This is a genomic window from Chryseobacterium taichungense (genome assembly GCF_900109935.1).
GTDB classification, from domain to species: domain Bacteria; phylum Bacteroidota; class Bacteroidia; order Flavobacteriales; family Weeksellaceae; genus Chryseobacterium; species Chryseobacterium taichungense.
The window spans coordinates 200,850-221,640 of record NZ_FOBV01000005.1 but is presented as its reverse complement, the minus strand read 5'-3'; the positions used below and the strand labels follow the sequence as shown (position 1 = coordinate 221,640).

General features: G+C 35.7%; 16 protein-coding genes. 1 reads left to right on the top strand and 15 read right to left on the bottom strand.

Annotation, left to right across the window (positions count from 1 at the left end):
- Positions 1–6: 6 nt before the first annotated feature.
- From BMW64_RS12700 to BMW64_RS12665, 8 genes are all read right to left on the bottom strand, one after another.
- Positions 7–480 carry a hypothetical protein gene (locus BMW64_RS12700; RefSeq protein WP_090000328.1) on the bottom strand — a complete coding sequence of 158 codons (474 nt, stop codon included), beginning with the start codon at positions 478–480 and terminating at the stop codon, positions 7–9.
- A gap of 5 nt (positions 481–485) precedes the next feature.
- Entirely contained in the window at positions 486–1,718 is a 1,233-nt protein-coding gene (locus tag BMW64_RS20920; protein WP_228400918.1) for a hypothetical protein, read from the bottom strand.
- An 807-nt stretch (positions 1,719–2,525) separates the two neighbouring features.
- Positions 2,526–2,771, bottom strand: coding sequence for a hypothetical protein (locus BMW64_RS12690; protein ID WP_090000327.1), 246 nt, complete (start codon positions 2,769–2,771; stop codon positions 2,526–2,528).
- 278 nt (positions 2,772–3,049) lie between these two features.
- Positions 3,050–4,717 (bottom strand): helix-turn-helix domain-containing protein, encoded by a 1,668-nt coding sequence (locus tag BMW64_RS12685; RefSeq protein WP_090000326.1) that lies wholly within the window; start codon positions 4,715–4,717, stop codon positions 3,050–3,052.
- A gap of 593 nt (positions 4,718–5,310) precedes the next feature.
- Positions 5,311–6,753, bottom strand: coding sequence for a TolC family protein (locus BMW64_RS12680; protein WP_177175286.1), 1,443 nt, complete (start codon positions 6,751–6,753; stop codon positions 5,311–5,313).
- Positions 6,740–9,934 (bottom strand): efflux RND transporter permease subunit, encoded by a 3,195-nt coding sequence (locus BMW64_RS12675; protein WP_090000324.1) that lies wholly within the window; start codon positions 9,932–9,934, stop codon positions 6,740–6,742. The genes BMW64_RS12680 and BMW64_RS12675 overlap by 14 nt, the downstream gene beginning before the upstream one ends.
- Positions 9,935–10,022: 88 nt before the next feature.
- Positions 10,023–11,102 (bottom strand): efflux RND transporter periplasmic adaptor subunit, encoded by a 1,080-nt coding sequence (locus BMW64_RS12670; RefSeq protein ID WP_090000323.1) that lies wholly within the window; start codon positions 11,100–11,102, stop codon positions 10,023–10,025.
- 138 nt (positions 11,103–11,240) lie between these two features.
- Entirely contained in the window at positions 11,241–11,618 is a 378-nt protein-coding gene (locus BMW64_RS12665; RefSeq protein ID WP_228400921.1) for a hypothetical protein, read from the bottom strand.
- 539 nt (positions 11,619–12,157) lie between these two features.
- Here BMW64_RS12665 and BMW64_RS12660 point away from each other — a divergent pair.
- Positions 12,158–12,556 (top strand): hypothetical protein, encoded by a 399-nt coding sequence (locus tag BMW64_RS12660; protein WP_090000321.1) that lies wholly within the window; start codon positions 12,158–12,160, stop codon positions 12,554–12,556.
- A gap of 84 nt (positions 12,557–12,640) precedes the next feature.
- Here BMW64_RS12660 and BMW64_RS12655 read toward each other — a convergent pair whose 3' ends face one another.
- The 7 genes from BMW64_RS12655 to glmS all read right to left on the bottom strand — a co-directional run bounded on the left by BMW64_RS12655 (position 12,641) and on the right by glmS (position 20,781).
- Complete coding sequence (locus BMW64_RS12655; protein WP_090000320.1) at positions 12,641–12,901, bottom strand: SemiSWEET transporter; 261 nt, start codon at positions 12,899–12,901, stop codon at positions 12,641–12,643.
- Positions 12,902–12,955: 54 nt separating this feature from the next.
- Positions 12,956–13,996: an NAD(P)/FAD-dependent oxidoreductase gene (locus BMW64_RS12650; RefSeq protein WP_090000441.1), complete on the bottom strand. Its 1,041-nt coding sequence runs from the start codon at positions 13,994–13,996 to the stop codon at positions 12,956–12,958.
- Positions 13,997–14,051: 55 nt separating this feature from the next.
- Positions 14,052–14,990 carry a type IX secretion system ring subunit PorN/GldN gene (gene porN, locus BMW64_RS12645; protein ID WP_090000319.1) on the bottom strand — a complete coding sequence of 313 codons (939 nt, stop codon included), beginning with the start codon at positions 14,988–14,990 and terminating at the stop codon, positions 14,052–14,054.
- Between the two features lie 15 nt (positions 14,991–15,005).
- Entirely contained in the window at positions 15,006–16,598 is a 1,593-nt protein-coding gene (gene porM / locus BMW64_RS12640; RefSeq protein ID WP_090000318.1) for a type IX secretion system motor protein PorM/GldM, read from the bottom strand.
- Positions 16,599–16,649: 51 nt separating this feature from the next.
- Complete coding sequence (gene porL / locus BMW64_RS12635) at positions 16,650–17,342, bottom strand: type IX secretion system motor protein PorL/GldL (RefSeq protein WP_090000317.1); 693 nt, start codon at positions 17,340–17,342, stop codon at positions 16,650–16,652.
- 58 nt (positions 17,343–17,400) lie between these two features.
- Positions 17,401–18,819 (bottom strand): T9SS ring complex lipoprotein PorK/GldK, encoded by a 1,419-nt coding sequence (gene porK, locus BMW64_RS12630; protein ID WP_090000316.1) that lies wholly within the window; start codon positions 18,817–18,819, stop codon positions 17,401–17,403.
- A gap of 108 nt (positions 18,820–18,927) precedes the next feature.
- Positions 18,928–20,781, bottom strand: coding sequence for a glutamine--fructose-6-phosphate transaminase (isomerizing) (glmS, locus tag BMW64_RS12625; RefSeq protein WP_090000315.1), 1,854 nt, complete (start codon positions 20,779–20,781; stop codon positions 18,928–18,930).
- Positions 20,782–20,791 lie beyond the last annotated feature (10 nt).

The window sequence follows — 20,791 nt, the reverse complement described above, 5'->3', positions numbered from 1 at the left end:
AAGTTTTTATCGTTTGGTAATGTTTTTACTGAATGCCCGTCCGTCTTTTAGCGTAAAGCGTATTACATATACTCCCCATTCATAACCAGTCATGTTGATTTTTAATTTCCTGTTAAGATCAGGGATATTCTGCTGCTGGAATTTCCAGTGTACGGTACTATGCTGATAGAGGGAGACGGATTCGATAAGGCCATCCACTTCTTCTGTCCAGTCTACAGTAAGGTAGTCATTGACAGGAACCGGATATAATCTGATCTGCTTCCAGAAAGATTTCTCATCCATTAAGGGCTGCTGTTTTTCGACGCTTGCTGTTTTTGCTTCTTCCACTTTTTTTACTTCAGTGGATGCCGTTTTGCCCGCTGAGTTTGTTCCTCTGTATCTCTGGTTTCCTGCTTCATCATATTTAAAATATACTTCCGTTTGTGAATATCCCAGAAATCCAATCAACAAAGAAGAAAGGGATAATATTTTTCTTTTCATAGTGTTTATTTTTTTGTGGATAGTAATTGCTGAACTTGTTTTTTAAGGTCTGTGATCTCATCAAATTTTGATTTTAACTCCTTATTTTCTTCATTAAGTTGCTTGATTCTTTTATTCTGCTCAATCGTATACAAAGTAAGCTCTTCAATCTTCTGTAGAAGTTTAATCTGGAATTCACCTACATTTACTCCTTCTTTTTCCATTTGTTTTGCAGAAGCGATTTCCGGAAGGTGTTTTTTCTCTTTAATGTGTTTTTCCACCTCTTCAAGTTTTGGGAGATTATAATCATTTTCAAAAACAAAATCGGCGGTTGGAGTAAGGGTTACCTTTATTTCTTTGGCTTCAAATTTTCCTTGAAGAGCAGCGTTACCGGCAGGCGTCAATTTCATAACCTCTGTCATCGTTACGGCAGAATTGATTGCTGTTGTTTGCTGATTGGCTGCTAAGAACGAAAAGCCTCCGTTGCCCATTATCATTGCAAGTCTGCTGTTCAGGGATGCGTCGCTGGATAACCAACCGTTAGAAACCGTATTGTCGGCTTTTACCCCGAAACTCATAAACGTGGCAGAGGAGCTTCTTAATGAGCCCCAATTGTTCAATGAGCCACTGCCATAACGAATCGACAATGCGTTAATACCTTCTGTAGAATTGGTGCTTCCCGTACGAAGACTTCCTAAGACATCAAGCTTCTCTGTCGGAGTATTAACTCCAATTCCTGTATTGCCGCTTACAAACATCTGTCCGTCATGTCGTAATGAGAAAGTAGTATTCTCAGTTCCGGTTCCGGAAGTAATATTTTTCATAAAATAATGATCTGTATTGGTACTCAGGTTTGTTCTTAATTCAAACTGGTTTGATCCCGAGGCTCCACCTGTATTATTGTATACAATAAGCTTCCCTGCTGAAGGCCATTTACCAACCTCTACAAGTCCCCCATTTGTTTCCATTAGTACTCTTTTCCAGTCCTGTGTAGCATTTCCATTTGCTTTTCTGAACCATAAATCCTGATCGTCAAAACGCCCTGCAAACTGCATTGCGAAAATACTATTGACAGTATGCCTTACATCAAGGAGATGCCACCAGCCTCCTCCTCCAGGGTAATTGACAGGATTACTTGTTTGAAAAAATCCACTTTGATTTGTTAAAGCACCCGCATCATCTCTTGTCATGGTGTTTATAGTTTGGGCATAAAAAAAGGCACTTGATAGCAGGACTATTAAGAATAGTTGTTTTTTCATTTCTTAGTTATTATAATTTTAATTGTATATGGTAAATAAAGTTTTTATTACTGGACCTGATAAGTATTCATTCAAAAGAATATGTCAATTTCTATCTGAAAACATGCTCATAAAACAGGTAAATGGTAGCTTATTGTGTTGGGATTGTTGTAAATAGAATAAATAATGCACTGAAGGCAAAAAAGATTTTTTCATATTGAAATTTTCACATTATTAGTTTATCACACTTGGGTGCAAAGATATTATTTTTTTTAAAACGACTTTTTGATAATTGTTTATATTGAACAAAATTATATAATTGACACAAAGCATATGTCGAATTAACTTTTATTTGATGTAAAATTAATTCTACATTACGTCAAATCTTGTCGTGTTATTTTAAATAAATTACATGAAGGTATAAAAGGATTAAACAAGATGAATGATGACAGTACTATGCTAATAGAATTTTTACTGTATGAGTTTTATAAATTGTTTAATAGAATTGAAAATCACTGCAAAAAAATGCAGTAGTTTTTTTTGACTTGGCACGAATGTCGCTCGCACTAGCGGGGAGTCCAATCTTACTTGAATACGTAAGAATTTGCAGCTATAACACTTCTATTTTTCTCTTGAGTTTATCTGCTTTTTTAATATCTTTTTTTACACCAATTCCATTTCTATAGATTTTTTGAAATTTAGACATACAATTAATATCATTCAATGAAGCTCCTTTTTCCAAGTATTTTAAAGCTCCATTTTTTGCTTTTTCATTTATTTTTGCAAAATCTGTAATGTCATAGTATTCGTTATTATTATTGATTGCAATTATACCATATTATATCCATCACCGCTATTGTATTTATCTGCCATTATCAAGGCATATTTATTTAACTCATTATAATCAGGAAGATTACTGTAATGAATTATAAGTTTAGTGAATGAATCAGGATCTTCTTTGCTAATAACATTCCTTTTGTATTCTTGACTTTGACTATTCTTAAATACCGAAGCTGTATCTACAATAACTTTGAAAGTATCTTGATTGTTAGACAACTGTTCATTATTATTCATAATATTTTTAGTGTCTTTATTGCGACTAATTATTACAATTAATAAGACTACTACAGACTATTTTATTCATTTTCATCGTCTTTTATATGTATCGTTCATATTTTGGCCATTAACAAAGAATTCTCCACCGTTAACGTTAGCTAGCATAATTATATTATGATAGACAGGACTCCATCCCATCCTGATTTAGGTCGTTCCTTCGGGACTCAGGCGGTGTGATAATCGGAAAAGCGGGTATTTTCAATTTTTATGATAATAATGTATATTCAGGATCAAAATTAATTATTCTTGTTCTCAATCTCCTGCATTCTTTTTTTTATAAAATCTGTAGGGCGTATTCCGTTGATTTCATAGAAGAGATCGGAGAAGTTTTGGCGGGAAGCAATTCCGCATTCTCTGGCGAGGGTTTCTATATTATATTTGAGATATTTTTTGTCTTCAAACAACAAATTGGTGATATAGTTGATGCGAAGCTGACTTAGATATTTATTGAAATTTCCACCTTTATGTTCATTGATGACCTGGGAAAGATAGCTGGAATTAGTACCCAACTGTGCCGCTAATTTACTAATGGTAAGTCCTTTTTGAGTAAAGCCTTTTTTATTTTCAAATGTTTTCAGCTTTCGTAGAAGTTCTTCGACCTTTTTTTCGTGAAGATTTATTTTCTTCTCTTCTAAGAAAATATTGGGTGCTTCTAAAGTATTGGGCACTACGACATCATTATCTTTTACAAATTTCTCTTCAAGCAAAATATATTGCTGCTTTATTTCCTTTGCCTTTTTTTGCTTTTTTGCAAAGAGCATAATAAGACCAATAGCCCAAATGATGAGAAGAATAATAATTACCGTAACAAGATAATTGATTTTCTGAAGCTTGTTTTTTTCTTCCAGCAGTGTTTTTGTATCGTAATCTTTATGGATCTTCGGCGAGAGGTAGCTGAAATCTTTCGCCATGATACTGTCGGCTTTCAGTAACTGGCTGGTATAATACAGCTGTTGCGTCTGATCGTTATGTTTTTTGCTGTAGTTGATAAGGATTTCATAATTTTCCCTGAGTTCGGGTAAAATGAACTGATGCTTATTGAAAATAGAATCAATCCTGTTGAAGTAAATAACGGACTGTTTAGAATCTCCGAGCCCGAGGTAACTTTTTCCTATGAAGAAATAATTAACTGAAAGTCGTGCAAAGTCTCTGCTATTCCTGATTGAAGGAAGAGATTGTGCAAGATCTGATAGAGCCTGCTGATACTGTTTGCTCGTATATTCTTCAATACCTTTTGAGAGTAAGAAATACGCTTTTTCCTGAGCATATTCCGGATTATTGCCTACTTCTGAAAGCCCTTTCCGGATTGCAGCATCCAACTCCCTGTATTTTCCTGAGTGCCTGTAACAGATGATCAGCTGATGAAGACTGTTGAGATAGCCTTTTTTATTGTTGTAAATTTCGTTAGGATGGAGTTTTGATCTGGCTTTTTCTCTGTAATAAACCAAACATTTATCGAATAATTCAGCAGCTTCGTCATAATATCCCAAATAACTTTTAACTACACCGATATGATAGAGATTTTGATATTTAAGATAATCATTTGTTGTATTTTTTGAATATTGGTAGGCCTCGAGATATTCGTTAAGCGCCAACTGGTATTTCTTATAATTGTAGTAGTAGATGACCCCTTTATCAATATGGGCAATAATAAGAAGGTCTTTATCCCGGGAAAGATTGGCTGCCCACACCATACTATCTGCATATTTCAGCTTTTGATCGTCAAAAAAAGAATAAAAAACAGCATCCTTATATCCCTGAACCAATTTTTCATAGTTTTTCTCTTTCTTGGCTTTATTGATGTATGGCTGAATATAAGGAAAAGCCTTACTGTCATTTTCCGCGAAGTCTTCGTATTTTTTTCTCAGATGATAATAGTCGCTATATAATTCCTGCGCAAGCATGAATTGAAATCCTATAGTACATAGTATAAGAAATATTTTTTTGACCACCTTAGTATAATTGGTTATAAGACTGGTCAAAAGTACAAAAAATGAGCGGTATTTCTCAAACAAGTTTGAATTAATATTCTATATCGAACTATTTCTATTTTACAAATATAAAAACTGACAATCAGAACATTAAAGTTATTTTGTTTTTAAATTAAGTGGTCATAATTTACGAATAGAGACAACAAACATTTTTATATCTGAACTGAAGCTTATAATTTTGAGTTCAGAATCAGTAAAGAAAAGTTTAAAAAACCAAAACTAAAAAACATACGCTACAGGGTAAAACTAATAACCGACAAAAAACATGATGATTCAATAATCTTACCGCCTTCCTTTAACAGGGAAATTACTTTTAAGGAAGGTTGGTTTTTTTAATTAATTTTAAACTAATAACCATATCTACATGTAACTGCCCCATATCTGCAGGTGAATTAACAAAGGTTCTACATGAACCTTTTTTTTATAATTAATGTTTCAATTTAAATCGAAAAGAGACTGTTCCATTCGGGCAGCCTCTTTTCTTTTAAAACATTAAAGATTTATAATCACTTCCAGCCTCCGCCTAAGCTCTTATAAATATCCACAACTGTACTCAGCTGTTTTTGTTTAGCTTCTACCAGTTCCATTTTGGCATCAAGAGCATCTCTTTGGTTCAGGAGAACCTCCAGATAATCTGCCCTTGAGTTTCTGAATAACTGATTCGCTATATCTATTGATTGTTCCAAAGCCTTTGTTTCTTCAGACTTCAGTTTATAATACTGATCTATATTCTTTACTTTAGACATGAGGTTGGCAACATCCAGATACGCATTCAGAATGGTTTTATCGTATTCATACAAAGACTGGATCTGTCTTGCATCAGCGGTTTGAAAATTGGCTTTGATCGCACTTTTGTTAATAAGCGGACCTGCAAGCTCACCAACCAAGCTGGCAGCAATTGATTCCGGTAATTTAACGAGATAAGAAGGCTTAAATGCTTCCAATCCTAATGTTGCGGAGATTTCCAGTGAAGGATAAAATTCTTTTCTGGCAGCTTCTACATCTAATTTTGCTGATTTTAATTCCAATTCAGCCTGTTTGATATCTGGACGATTAGCCAAAAGCTGTGAAGGAATTCCTGTATACACCGTTTGCGGAATCATCGTCATGAAATCTCCTTTTGATCTTATGATAGGCTGCGGATATCGTCCACACAGCGCATTGATTTCATTTTCTTTTTCAGTAATTTCCTGGCGGATGGTGTATTCTGTAGCTTTTGATTTTGCTAATTCAGCTTCAAACTTTTTCACAGCCAGCTCAGTTGCCGCCGCAGCTTCTTTCTGAATTTTGGAAATTTCCAACGCTTTTTGCTGTAATTTAATATACTGTTGAATAATATCAAGCTGATTATCCAAAGCCAGCAATTCGTAATAATTATCCGCAACTTCTTCAATTAAATTAGAAAGCACAAAATTCTTTCCTTCTACCGTTGAAAGATAATGGGCTATTGCCGATTCCTTTTCCGTTCTCAGCTTTTTCCAAATATCAACTTCCCAGTTGGCCATTAATCCTCCTTCGAAATTTCCCAGCGGATCAGGCATTTCTTTTCCGGGTTCGATTTCTGTGGTGGCATCACCGGCCCCCTCACTGGTGTAGCGTCCTGCTTTTTTTACTCCAGCACCGATTCCTGCAGAAACAGTAGGCGTTAATCTTCCTTTTTTAGCTAAAACACCACTTTTTGCAATTTCTATTTCCTGCAACGTGATCATCAGCTCCTGATTATTCTTTAGCGCAGTTTCAATTAATGCTACTAAATTAGGATCAGTAAAAAATTGTCTCCAGGGTGTTGTTCCGCTGTTATTACTTGCGTCTCCCTGGTCTTCCTGATTGAAGTTCTGAGGTACATTTTCTTTTACCTCGTCTTTTATTACGGTTGCCATAGGCGCCTTACAACTTGCCAAAACAAGCGATACGGCGATGGCTGCTATATATTTATTATAAATCTTCATGTTTGTCATCGTGTTGGTACGGTTCTGTTTGTTCTGTTAAAGGATTTTCTTCTTCATATCTTGCCAGTCTCGACTTTTCAGCAATCGTTCCGAAGATGTAATACAATCCAGGGATAATCATTAATCCGAAAACGGTTCCGATTAACATCCCCCCTGCTGCAGCTGTACCGATAGTCCGGTTTCCGACAGCTCCCGGTCCTGTGGCCATTACCAATGGAATCAAACCTGCAATGAATGCAAATGATGTCATCAAAATCGGACGGAAACGGATCGCCGCTCCTTCTATTGCTGCCTGAGCAACGGGAATGCCTTCCTCGGCCTTCTTCTGTACGGCAAATTCTACGATCAATACGGCATTTTTACCTAAAAGACCAATCAACATGACCATGGCCACCTGAGCGTAAATGTTGTTTTCTAATCCTAATAATTTTAAACATAAGAAAGCTCCGAAAATACCCGTCGGCAAGGATAAAATTACCGGCAATGGGAGAATAAAACTTTCATACTGTGCGGAAAGAATCAGGTAAACGAAGCCTAAACAGACTAAGAAAATGAAAATTGCTTCGTTTCCTCTGCTTACTTCGTCCTTGGAAATCCCCGCCCAATCGATACCAAAACCTCTCGGAAGTGTTTTATCCGCAACTTCTTTGATGGCTGCAATGGCTTGTCCGGAACTATATCCCGGCGCAGGAGTTCCACTTACTTCGGCAGAATTGTACATATTATGTCTGGTGATCTCAGAGAGCCCATATACCTTTTCCAAATGCATGAAATCTGAATACGGAACCATCTGTTCTTTGTCATTTTTAACATAAAGCTTTAATAAATCACTCGGCAACGCTCGATACTGCGGCCCCGCCTGAACAATTACTTTATAAGGCCTGTCAAAGCGGATAAAACTCGTTTCGTAGTTGGAACCGATCAATGTGGATAAATTATCCATCGCATTTTCAATGGTGACCCCTTTTTGCTCTGCAAGATCGTTATCTACTCTCAGCATATACTGAGGGAAACTCGCGGAATAAAAAGTAAATGCAGATCCCAGCTCCGGACGTTTTTTTAATTCCCTTACGAAATCATTACTTACCTGCTCCATCTTGTGATAATCACCACTTCCTGCTTTATCTAAAAGACGAAGTTCGAAACCACCTGCTGCACCATAACCAGGAATTGACGGCGGCTGGAAGAATTCAATATTCGCGCCCGGAATATTTTTAGCCTTTTCTTCAAGCTTTTCAATAATTTCTGTAGCAGATTCTTTACGGTCTTCCCAACTTTTAAGATTGATGAGACAGGTTCCTGAGTTTGAACCCGTACCTTCCGTCAGGATTTCATATCCTGCTAGTGAAGAAACAGACTGTACCCCATCGATATCCTCAGATTCTCTTAATAGTTCTCTTGCAATCTGGTTGGTTCTCTCCAGTGTAGAGCCCGGCGGAGTCTGGATAATCGCATAAATCATCCCCTGATCTTCTGCCGGAATAAATCCTGAGGGAAGTGAATTACTTAAGAAGAATGTACAGGCACAGAACGCCAATAATAAAGGCAAAGTAATTGTTTTTTTCTTCACCGTTTTATTAAGCATTCCCTCGTATTTATTTGCTCCTTTTGTGAATAACCCATTGAATTTATCCAGGAAAATAGTAATCGGCGTTCTCCTTTTCGGTTTTCCGTGGTTGTTCTTTAAAATTAAAGCACATAAAGCCGGTGTCAACGTTAAAGCTACGACCCCTGAAAGAATAATCGCAGAAGCCATTGTGATGGAGAACTGACGATAGAAAACCCCAACCGGTCCAGACATAAATGCAATCGGAATAAATACAGAAGCCATTACCAAAGTGATCGCAATGATCGCTCCGCTGATTTCATGCATCGCTTCTTCTGTCGCTTTTAATGGAGATAAATGCTTTTCTTCCATTTTGGCATGTACCGCTTCAATTACCACAATCGCGTCATCTACCACAACCCCGATTGCCATTACGAGAGCAAAGAGTGAGATCATGTTCAAAGTAATTCCAAATGCGGACATAACAGCAAATGTACCTACCAACGATACAGGCACCGCCAATGCCGGAATTAATGTTGAACGCCAATCACCTAAGAAAAGGAATACTACAATTGCCACCAAAACGAAAGCTTCAAATAGCGTATGAACTACTTTTTCAATGGAAGCATCCAGAAATCTTGACACATCATAACTGATGTCATAATGCATTCCTTTTGGGAAGGTAGTTTTTTGCAATTCAGCCATCAGAGATTTTACGTTTTTGATAACGTCACTTGCGTTGGAACCATATGATTGCTTCACCGTGATTGCCGCAGAAGGCTTACCATTCAATGTAGAATAAATATCGTACATCGAAGAGCCAAATTCAATATCTGCAACATCTTTCAGCCTGATAAATTCTCCGTCTGGCTTCGCTTTAAGAATGATATTTCCGTAGTCTTTTTCATTATTAAAACGACCAGGATATTTTAAAATATATTCAAATGACTGAGATCTTTTACCTGAGCTTTCTCCCGTTTTACCCGGAGATGCTTCCAAACTCTGCTGATTCAGAGACTCCATTACTTCATCTGCTGAAATGCTGTACGCAGTCAGACGGTCAGGCTTCAGCCAGATACGCATTGCATATTCTCTTGTTCCAAGGATATCTGCGAAACCAACCCCACTTACCCTTCGCAATTCAGACATCACGTTGATATCTGCGTAGTTGAAAAGGAACTTTTGGTCGGCCTTAGGATCATCACTATACAAGTTAATATACATCAACATGTTTGGTTCCTCACGAGTGATTTTCACCCCTTCACGAACTACCAATGGCGGCAATTTATTTACAACCGAAGATACACGGTTTTGAACGTTTACGGCTGCTACGTTCGGATCAGTTCCCAAATCGAAAACCACCTGAATAGAAGCTTCTCCATCGTTTCCGGCATCGGAAGTCATATATTTCATCCCAGGCACACCATTTAACCCTCTTTCCAATGGAATAACTACTGATTTGATCAGCAATTCGTTGTTAGCTCCCGGATATTCTGCAGTAATATTTACTTTTGGAGGAGAAATAGAGGGAAACTGTGTGATGGGTAATTTTAGCAAGGATAGAACTCCCATAAATACGATAATCAAAGAGATTACGATAGACAGAACAGGTCTGCGAATGAATTTCTTAAACATAAAATAATGATAAATTATTAATGATGAGTGATGAACGATTAATCTGAACAGTTTATATGATCAGTTATCGCTTATCAGTTATCGTATTTTACTCTGCTTTTAATTTTAATGAATGAAGAACTTTTTTCGGATCCTGGAACTTCGTCTGAACTTTCTGATCGTCTTTCACTTTCTGTACTCCTTCCAATAAGATCTTATCTCCGGTAGATAATCCTGAGCCCACTACATAAACATCTGGAAGCTCATAGGCCACTTTGATGTTTTTAGATCTCGCCACCCCATTTTTATCAACGACAAAAACGTATTTCTGGTCCTGGATTTCATAGGTTGCTTTTTGAGGAATAATCAAAGCATTTTTAAGCGGCAAAGTCATTTTCACCTTTCCTGTTTCACCATTTCTTAAGAGTTTGTCAGGATTTGGAAATTTTGCCCTGAAAGCGATATTTCCTGTTTCACTGTCGAATTCTCCTTCAATAGTCTGAACTTCACCTTTCTGAGGAAATATATCACCATTCGCCATAACCAGATCAACCAGCTTACTTCCTCTTGAAGCCACATTTCGTTGATAATTTAAATATTCCGGTTCTGATACATTGAAATAAGTGTACACATCATTGTTATCTGAAAGAGAAGTCAATAGATCTCCTTCATCAACCAAACTTCCCAGTTTTAATGGGATTCTGTCAATAATTCCTGAGAAAGGAGCTTTTATGTCTGTGAAAGACAGGTGAATCTGGGCTAATTTGGCTTCAGCATTTGCAGCGTCAAGCTTTGCCTTAGCCATTGCTCTTTCATTTTTGGAAACAATGTTGTTGGTAGCCAATGTACTGGCATTTTTCAATTCAATCGTAGCCTGGGCAACTTCTGCCTGGGCTTTCAGCAATTCTGCCTGATACAATTTGGGCATAATCCTGAATAATGTCTGTCCCTGATGTACGAACTGACCCTCATCCACAAAAATTTTCTCAAGGAAACCTTTTTCCTGTGCACGAACTTCAATGTTCTTTACAGATCTGATCTGAGCTACATATTCTTTGTCAATCACCGTATCCATGACCACCGGCGAGGTTACGGGATAAACTGCAGCTTCTTCTTTCTCTTCTTTTTTCTTGTTACAGCTGAACAATAAAAGACTGCTTAGCGCAATGCTTGCGACAACTCTTTTCATAATTTTAGAGTTTATATAAATCGTTAATGTTTTAATAGGAAATGGTAATAGGTGTGTATACTATGTAATGATTACCGGCAATACAACATAGAATAATTTCCTGCAAAAAACGGCAGAAAATATATCGGAAAATGAAATTTAAATTCTGATAGAACGAACCAGAATGAATCTTTTAATATTGAAAAGGTCAGAAAGAAAGCCATGGATGACAGGCTTTGATTTTTTATAACTCTCTAAACCATAAATGTATATTAGCGTAAAAACACAAGCTAATGCTACAATCGAATGTAAACTATCTGAAAATTGAAAATCTTCTTCTGCAAGTTCTAGTGAGTAAGAATCACTTACGTCATCGAAGCTTTGCTGTATAGAAAGTTTTTCATAGGTTTGGTTTAACCGATTGGCTCTTTTAGGAAGTTTTTGAGAAGAATGAGAAGTATAATTACTATTCAGTGTTCTGACATTAATTTTACTTTCTACTACGAATAATAGAAAGAGGGCCGTCAAAAAATACACTATATAATTTCTCATGATTTTCAAGGCACAAATGTATGCTATTATAAGGATTAACTGTCAGAAAAAAACTATAATAATTCTGTTTATTAACAATATTTAACACTCCTTTAAATTAGCTGAATTTGATCAATCTTAAACAGTACTTGAGAATTAAAATATTAATTTTCATTACTTTACACAACAATAATTTATATTTTCAGGTCTATGGCATCGATTTTGCTTAAGATTGAAACATTATAAATCAAGTCAAAACGTTAATAAATCATAATTTATTTAAAATACCATGAAAAATTTATGAAATTGTTAAAATAGTGACTTATTACTAAAAGGAACATTTATTATCGCTTTAAAATCTCTGTATCTATCATGTTTATATAATTATATTTAAATCGTATTTTGATATATAAAAATTTTGAGTTATTTATTCAACTTTAATTATCATCAATATTTTATAATTAATTAACAAATTATCCTTAATTTAATTGTACATTTATAGATAATTAACACCACATAAATGAATTGCGCTAAAATCACATACTATGAAAAAGCTACTACAAATCATCGCCATTTTTATGGTATTTATTACAACAGCCTGTAGTCATCAACCTAAAGAAGAAGAGGTAAATCTTGAAAATTTCAGTAAAGAAGAAAGTGCTCCTAAAGATAAAATTACGAAAGACGTTTTTACAAATGATTTTGGAGATCAGCTTGAAGTTGCCGTTAATGAAACACAAAATACTGTCATTGTAAGATTAAACGGAAAAACTTATGAATTGAAAAAGAGTCATGAGTTGCCGGAATATACTGCCTCCGATGCAGATTATCAATATTCTGATATAAGAGGAGAGGTGACTTTTCTGAGAAAAGGTTATAATATGGTGTTATTTCATCATAAAAAAAATAAAATTTCCTCCGGTACAAAAATGGCATCTTATTAGTCTTTCGGGAAAAATTTAGTTAAAAAAAATAAACACATTCCTATAAATGAGAACACTTTTGCGTTGTGCAAAAGTGTTCGTTTTTTATGATTTCTTTTTGTAGATCATGCAGCATATAAGCAATATGACATTGACAATAACGGCAAAAGCATTAGAAAGTATTATAGGCAGCTCATTTTTTAAAAATCCATACCATACCCACAGTGAAAGTCCCGAAATGAGTACCAGGATCATAGTCCAGGAAAGATCTTCAGCGTTTTTCTCTTTTAGTACTTTAACCAGCTGCGGAATCATAGAAACAGATGTAAGAATTCCCGCAACAATTCCCAGAATATTCTCGTTCATAATTTATCTTTTACTCAAGATAAGAAATTTCACACAGTCATACAATGATTTGAATTATTTGCTCGCAAATCTCTCAAGAGATACTTCTTCTGGTAAAGGAATATTTTTTTCAATATGGTCGAATAAGCTTTTTGAAAAATAACACCCATTTAGAATTCCCCTTGCTCCAAGCCCATTAAAAACATACATATTCTGGAATTTAGAATGTTTTCCAATGATGGGGCGGCGGTCCTTAACTGTCGGTCTCAAACCGAAGTTTGCTTCTATAATACTAAAATCATAGGGGTAAAACTCACTCAATCCTTTTTTTAATTGCTCTACTGCAGAATCATCAATCCCGTGATGAAGATGGTCTCTATCATAAGTTCCTCCATAAAAATATATTTTTTCATTTAGAGGGAAAAGAAAATGTTTCTTTTTAATAGTAATATTTTGAGGAATTGGCTGAGAGAGGTTTACTTTAATATGATGTCCTTTATTAGCATTAACGGGAATATCTAAAAAAAATGGATTTTGTCGTACTCCCATACCTTCACAGAACAAAATATTTTTATAGCTAAAATCTTTATAAGTATTTAAAGAACTATTCAGATCAGAGTATTTGAACTTTTCTTTAATGATGCACCCTTGATTTTCTAAAAAGCCAAATAGACCCACGAAAAATCCATTAACATCAAGTCTCGCCGACTGATTGACCTTTCCTGTATAAAAGTCATTTTTTACTACCTTTAAATGATCAAAATTTTTGTCTAAAAAAAATTTCAGCTCATCATTTTCCGATTTTTTGAGCCAGAGTTCCTTTTCTTTTTCATCATGGAAAATTCTGTGGATCGGAGCATTGATTAAATAATTTTGTCCGGTATAGCTTTCGATCTCATTTAAAGTTCGCTTTAAAAAGTCTATTTGTTCCTGAGCTTTCCAGAAAGTTGTAAACTTTTTAAGAACTACAGGATTGATAATCCCTGCTGATATTTGAGAAGCACTCTTTTTTTGCTCCGAAAACAGTACAAATGATTTGTTATTTTTTATAAGCTGGTGAGCAAAAAAAAGAGCAGCATAGCCGTCTCCTACAATGATATAATCTACATTTTTCATAATAAAAAAACCTGAGTAAAAATACTCAGGTTTTCTATAATTATCAAGTGAAATCTTAGTAATTCCACATATCATTTTCCATTTGAAGGATCTGCGCTTTAATTCTGTCGCTTTCTTCCATTTGCTCATCAGCATCTCTTGGGATATAGTCTTTGATAACTCCATCTCCAAGACCAGTAGATGATTTGAAGATCACAGAAGAAAATCTTCTTGCATTGATTAGATCATCAAAAGAAAGGTCTGCAGATGTATTTTTTCTGTTGTATACATAGTTATTAGCCAGAATCTCTCTTGCATTTGGATAATATACCCAGAAAAGATCAATAAGATCATTTGCACCTTCGATAGGCTGTCCGTCAGGACCTACTCTACCAATCATTTGTGGATCCGGACCCATTGCAGCAATTCCAAGAGGTCTGTACTTTAACTGTCCATCTCTCTTATCAATAAACCACATTCCGAATACCTTTAAAACTTTTACTTTTTCAGTAGTTGTCTCATAAACGTCGGTAAGCTCTTTCTTCTCCTGCTCAGTCAATTGACGTCCACTATTCAGGATATTCACAGCTTCATCATCAACACGTACACTTACCAATCTATCTTTGATTTGCTGAGGAGTAAGTCTCGTAACGAAGTTTTCATCATCATAAACTTCCGTGATGTCACCATTCATAGCACCATCCAGCAAAAGCTTATATAAAGATTTTGTTTCAGTAGATAATAATCCATCCGGATTATTGTAATAGAAAGGCTGATTAATTTTATCATTCATATCAATAACCTCCCAAACAAACATGCTTTTCAGGATATCTTTTTCATCAACAAAGCCATATTCCAAAGGTTTTACTTTTTTGTCGATAACTGTATCTCCTACTTTCATTTTGTTCTCAGCTCTCATTTTTCTGAATTCTTCCGGAGAAGAAGCATTCAGGATAGTCTGGGAAAATGCAAATCCCGAAACTAATACTAAAAAACTGCTAATATATTTTTTCATAATACTCTATTAATTTTATTGGATATTAATTAATACTGGTGAAATATTTCCAATTCTTTGATCTCCTAAACCAACAGCTGTCGCTTTAATATCAAAGATATAAACACCATCTCCAGGTCTTAGATTTCTAAATAATCCAGAAGCAGCCTGTAGTGAGTTACCTTGAATTTGTAAAGCCGCTCTACCAGGAACTCTAACCATGAACGAAGTCACGTTGAAAGATACAGGGAAGTCAAAATCAGGAATCACAGCAGACAGAGATTGATTCTCAACTGATCCCGCAGGCATCGGTAAAATATTTTTACCTCTGATTTGTCCTTGTGGCGGTGGTACATTTTTAATTCGATATTCAAATACCTGAGAAATTGATTTTCCATAAGGATCTGTTCCAGATAACGTAATCTTCAATATATTTCCTGCGCCTGGTTTAACATTCCACTTACCTGGGCCTGTACTTTTAACTGTAGCACCAGGAGCAGATAATGAAAGTTTAGCATTATCAGCACCTAAGATAGATCCAGAAACTGGATTATCAAGACCTCTATACATTACATTCATTTTATCAGCTGAAAGTAGTAAACCTTTCTGAAGTTTCACCTCCTGAGGACCCGCAATTACATTATAAGTATGCGTGAATGGGAAGTTTTGTGCTTTACCTGTGGCATCTGTCAATGTAATATTTCCACTTAACGTATGCTCTCCGATTCCACTTGTATTTAAAGTTGCATATCCTTTACCATTTTCCTGTCTTCCTACACCTGAAATACTGATTTTGTTACTGTTAGAATAGTTTCCTAACATTACAACCGCTTCAGCAGGTTTACCTGCAACAACATCAACTGGTGCTGATACAATAGCTTCGTAGCTTGTAAACTTAATGCTGGCATCAACTTTTTCCTGTAATAACAAGGCTAATGCATCAGACTGTACATTTCTTGCATCGTTCTGAATAATCTCAAGATTAGACAGCGCTGCAATAAGCGGCTGATGATAAAATTTATTTTGAAGCCATGTTTTATTATTAGGAGACTGTCCTTTCGGATATTCAGCGATTAATGATTTATTTGCTCTGTCAATTAAATCTTTAAGCTGAGAGTTTCCTCCAAAAGTTGCATTAATAAAATTCCTTACATCATCAATCTTAGCTTTTAATTCTGTAGCTCCTTTTGATGCAGAATTTTCATCACCATCTTTAAAGAAGTATTTCGTCGTAGCTTCATTGTTGTTCAGCGCAGAGAAATTCTCACTAACATCAACTAATTTTCCTGTTTTAGGATCTTTTTCTACAAATTCAGATTCCTTTTTTAGTTTATCTTTGATTTGATCTGCATGTTGAACCAATGCATTGATTTTCTCTTTCAGTTTCTGATATTGTTGCCAAGGCTGAGCGTAGGTATCAGGTACCTGCTGAGCTTTAGCTTCAAGAGTTTTCTCGAAAATATCTTCGTTTTTTCTTTCCGTTAATAATCGAGTTTCTTTTAAAGCCACTGTAGAGTCATAATATGATCTTATGATTTCCGCATCAATATTTAGAGCCATCATCGCGATGAACACCAAATACATCAGGTTGATCATCTTCTGACGAGGTGTCTGTTTTCCTTGTGCCATTCTTTTCTTTTGTTTTAGATTAAGTAGTTAAATTTAGAAATGGTTAAGGAATTAAGACTTCATAGCAGTCAACATACCACCATAAACTCTGTTTAAGTTATTTAAGTTAGATGTTAAACCTTGTAATTCTTGATTGAATTTTTCAGAGTGTTCAACAGATTTTTGCATATCTTCTACATACTTTTTAGCAAAATCAGACTGTCTTTGTCCGTTTTCCAATTGCATTGCATAAAGCGCATTCATACTTTCCATATGTTGAGCTGCTTTATTTAATTGCTCGTTATATTTGTGTGTAGAGGCAGAAACGTCTACAGTTTGGTTAATCTGATCTACAGAACTTGAGAATTTATCAATCCCTGTTCTTAATCTTTCGAATAATTGAACATCCAATTTAGCATCCTGAAGCATTTTATCTAATTTTCCTGAAAGAGAATTTTCAAGTTCAGCAAAATGATCTATTGTATTTCTTGATGATACATTAGAATGTAAAGGATTTGGGTTTGCATGTTTATCTAATAATTCCGGATATACGTTTTCCCAAGCATAAGATTCTTCAGTTTTTGGCGGGTCGAAAGCGAAGATAATGAAGATGATCGCTTCTGTAATAAGTCCCACTGTAAGAGCAACGTTACCAGTAATCGGTCCAATGTTGATGTGAGTAATTTTAAGCCAAGCTCCAAGAATTACAATTGCAGCACCGAATGAATAAAAGAAATTCATCCAAGCATCTTTAGTCTTAAACATATAAGTTAGTTTTTTTTAATGTTAAATAAAAAATATTGAAAAATAAGGGTTTGATAAATTATCTGTTAACTTTTCTTGGCTTAACAGCAGCTTCAGGAATATCCTGTACAGTTCTGAATCCTATATAGCTTCTCGCTGAATCTTTTCTTTCCCAGTCTCTAGCACCAGTCATCAGCATATATCCTACATCTTTCCAAGAACCACCTCTTACAGATCTCTTATCATCCGTTTTATCCTTAGTTGAAGGATTTAATGTAGATGAGAATCCATATGATGAGTTATTGTAAGCAGATTCTGTCCATTCAGAAACGTTTCCAGCCATATCATATAATCCGTACCCATTTTTCTTAAATTTCTTTACCGGAGCAGTATATGTGTAAGTACCTTTTTTGTTGTCTTCCATGTAATCACCTCTCTTAGGCTTAAAGTTTGCCAAGTAGCACCCTCTGTCGTCCATTAAATAAGGGCCACCCCACGGATAAGTAGCATTTTGCATTCCACCTCTTGCAGCGTACTCCCATTCTACTTCTGTTGGAAGTCTGAACTGCAATGGTCTTTGCTTTCTTCTTTTTAAACTTTCGTTATAGTCAGATTTCAATTTAGATCTGAAGTTACAGTAAGCTCTCGCCTGGTCCCAGGTAACTCCTACTACAGGATAATCTTTGTAAGCCTTGTGCCAGAAATATTGTTCGAACAATGGTTCGTTATAAGCAAAATGGAAATCTTTTACCCAAACAGTAGTATCAGGATAGATTGCGATGCTTTCGCTTCTTAGATAATTTACACCTCTTTCTTTTTCAGCAAGAGCAATATCCATGTCTCCCCATCTGTACGTGTATTTAAGTTTACTAACATCAAGGATTCTTTCATTACCAACTCTTGAAGAAGCAGGTAAATACATTGACTCAAGAACTTCTGCATATTCTACGTCTGGATATTTAGACGTATTCCAATGCAATGGAACTTTCCAGTCAATTTTTTTGGTAGGATCGAAAGTACTTTCATCTCCTCCACCCTGAGCTTCTAAATATTCCTGATATGGTGTTAAGTTTTCTTCTTTTTGAGCAAGATATGCATAATCTCCTATGCTTGTTCCTCTTCCTTTACCTTCTCCACCTTCTCCGGCAGCTTCAGCAAGTAAGGTTCTTGCGATAGAATCTCTTACATAATTGATAAATACTCTATACTCAGCATTAGTCGTTTCTGCTTCGTCCATGAAGAAAGAAGAAACAGTAACAGTTTTGGCCTGAGCTTTTTCAGGACTGTCTGTAAAATCCTGATCAGTTAGCCCCGCAACAAATGATCCTGCAGGAATTGCAACCATGCCGTATGGTCTTTCCGCAACAAATGATTTTGTTTTTTCTCTTGGTATCAACTCTCCTTTTGTTCCTGGTTTCCCCACAGAAGAAGTACCACCACCTGAACAAGATACCGACGCTACTGACGCAGACAATAATAAAAGAAATATCCTTTTCATGTTAATTTTTATAATTAAGCCGTAAATATATAATTTTTTTAAGAAACTTTTAAGATTTTTTTTGAAATAACGAAAGAAATCTAAATTTATTTTATTTACAAGTATTTTTTATTCCACAGTTACAGATTTAGCGAGGTTTCTTGGCTGGTCAACATTAGCTCCTCTGTAGACTGCAATATAGTATGCTAAAAGCTGTAATGGCACTGATGCGATGATCGGTGAAAAACATTCTGAAGTCTCAGGAATCTCAATAACATAATCTGCCATTTCGCTTACCTGGACATCTCCTCTGTTTACCACAGCGATTACTTTTCCTTTTCTTGCCTTGATTTCCTGAACGTTGCTCACGATTTTATCATAATGTCCTTTTTTTGGTGCAATGATAACGATTGGCATATTTTCATCAATCAGAGCAATCGGGCCGTGCTTCATCTCAGCTGCAGGATAACCTTCAGCGTGAATATATGAAATTTCTTTAAGCTTTAAGGCTCCCTCAAGCGCTGCCGGATAGTTGTACCCTCTTCCTAAATATAAGAAATTTGTTGCCTGTACGAAATCTTTAGCGATATTTTGTACAAGCTCATGGGTAGCGTCTAATACATCTTCGATTTTTTTAGGAATAGCATCTAATTCAGCGATTAAACTCATGAAATCTGCATTTCCTAAGTTTCCGTTATGCTTACCTAATTTAAATGCAATTAAAGTAAGAATAGTAAGCTGTGCAGTGAAAGCTTTTGTTGAAGCAACACCAATTTCCGGACCTGCATGCGTATAAGATCCAGCATCGGTAATTCTTGCAATAGAAGAATCTACGACGTTGCAAATACCATAAATGAATGCGCCTTTTTCTTTTGCAAGTTTCAAAGCGGCCATTGTATCTGCCGTTTCTCCTGACTGAGAAATTGCGATTACCACATCTTTATCTGTAATAATTGGGTTCCTGTATCTAAATTCAGAAGCATACTCCACTTCCACAGGAACTCTTGCGTATTCCTCAATAAGGTATTCCCCGATCAGTCCGGCATGCCATGATGTTCCACAAGCAATGATAATAATTCTGTTGGCATTTTTGAATTTCTCGATATAATCCCAGATTCCTGCCATTTTTATAACGCCTTCCTCAACCAGTAATCTTCCTCTCATTGTATCATGAACAGATTTTGGCTGCTCAAAGATTTCTTTCAGCATAAAATGTTCATATCCGCTTTTTTCAATTTGCTCAAGACTTAATTTAAGCTTTTGGATTTCAGGTACGATTTTAGAATTTTCAGTGATCGTTCTGATATCTACTCCGTTTTCCAATGAGATAGTCGCCATATGCCCTTCTTCAAGGTAAATAGCTTCTTTTGTAAATTCTACGAAAGGAGAAGCATCTGAAGCAATAAAATATTCTTTATCTCCAATTCCGATGGCTAATGGAGATCCCAATCTTCCCACAACCAATACTCCAGGATAATCTTGATGCATTACTGTGATGGCGTACGCACCATAAACTTCATTCAAAGCGTATCTTACAGCGGTAGGAAAATCTGTTTCTGCATTAAGGTCCATAAAATACTGAATAAGGTTTACCAACACTTCAGTATCCGTTTCAGATTTGAAAGTAAATCCTTTTTCCGTAAGCATTGTTTTAATGGTATCATAATTTTCAATGATCCCATTATGAATGATAGCCAGCTTACCATTATTAGACAAATGCGGGTGAGAATTTCTATCACTAGGAACACCGTGAGTAGCCCAGCGTGTATGTCCCATTCCGATTTTAGCTTTACCTTTCAACTGGCTGGAAATATTTACAAGATCCTCTACCTTACCTTTCGTTTTTTCAACTTCCAGCTTATTATTTCCATCTTCCAAAACGATTCCGGCACTGTCGTACCCTCTGTATTCTAGTCTTCTAAGACCGTTAATTACTATATCGTAAGCGTCTTGAAAACCTGTATATCCAACGATTCCGCACATAATTATATCA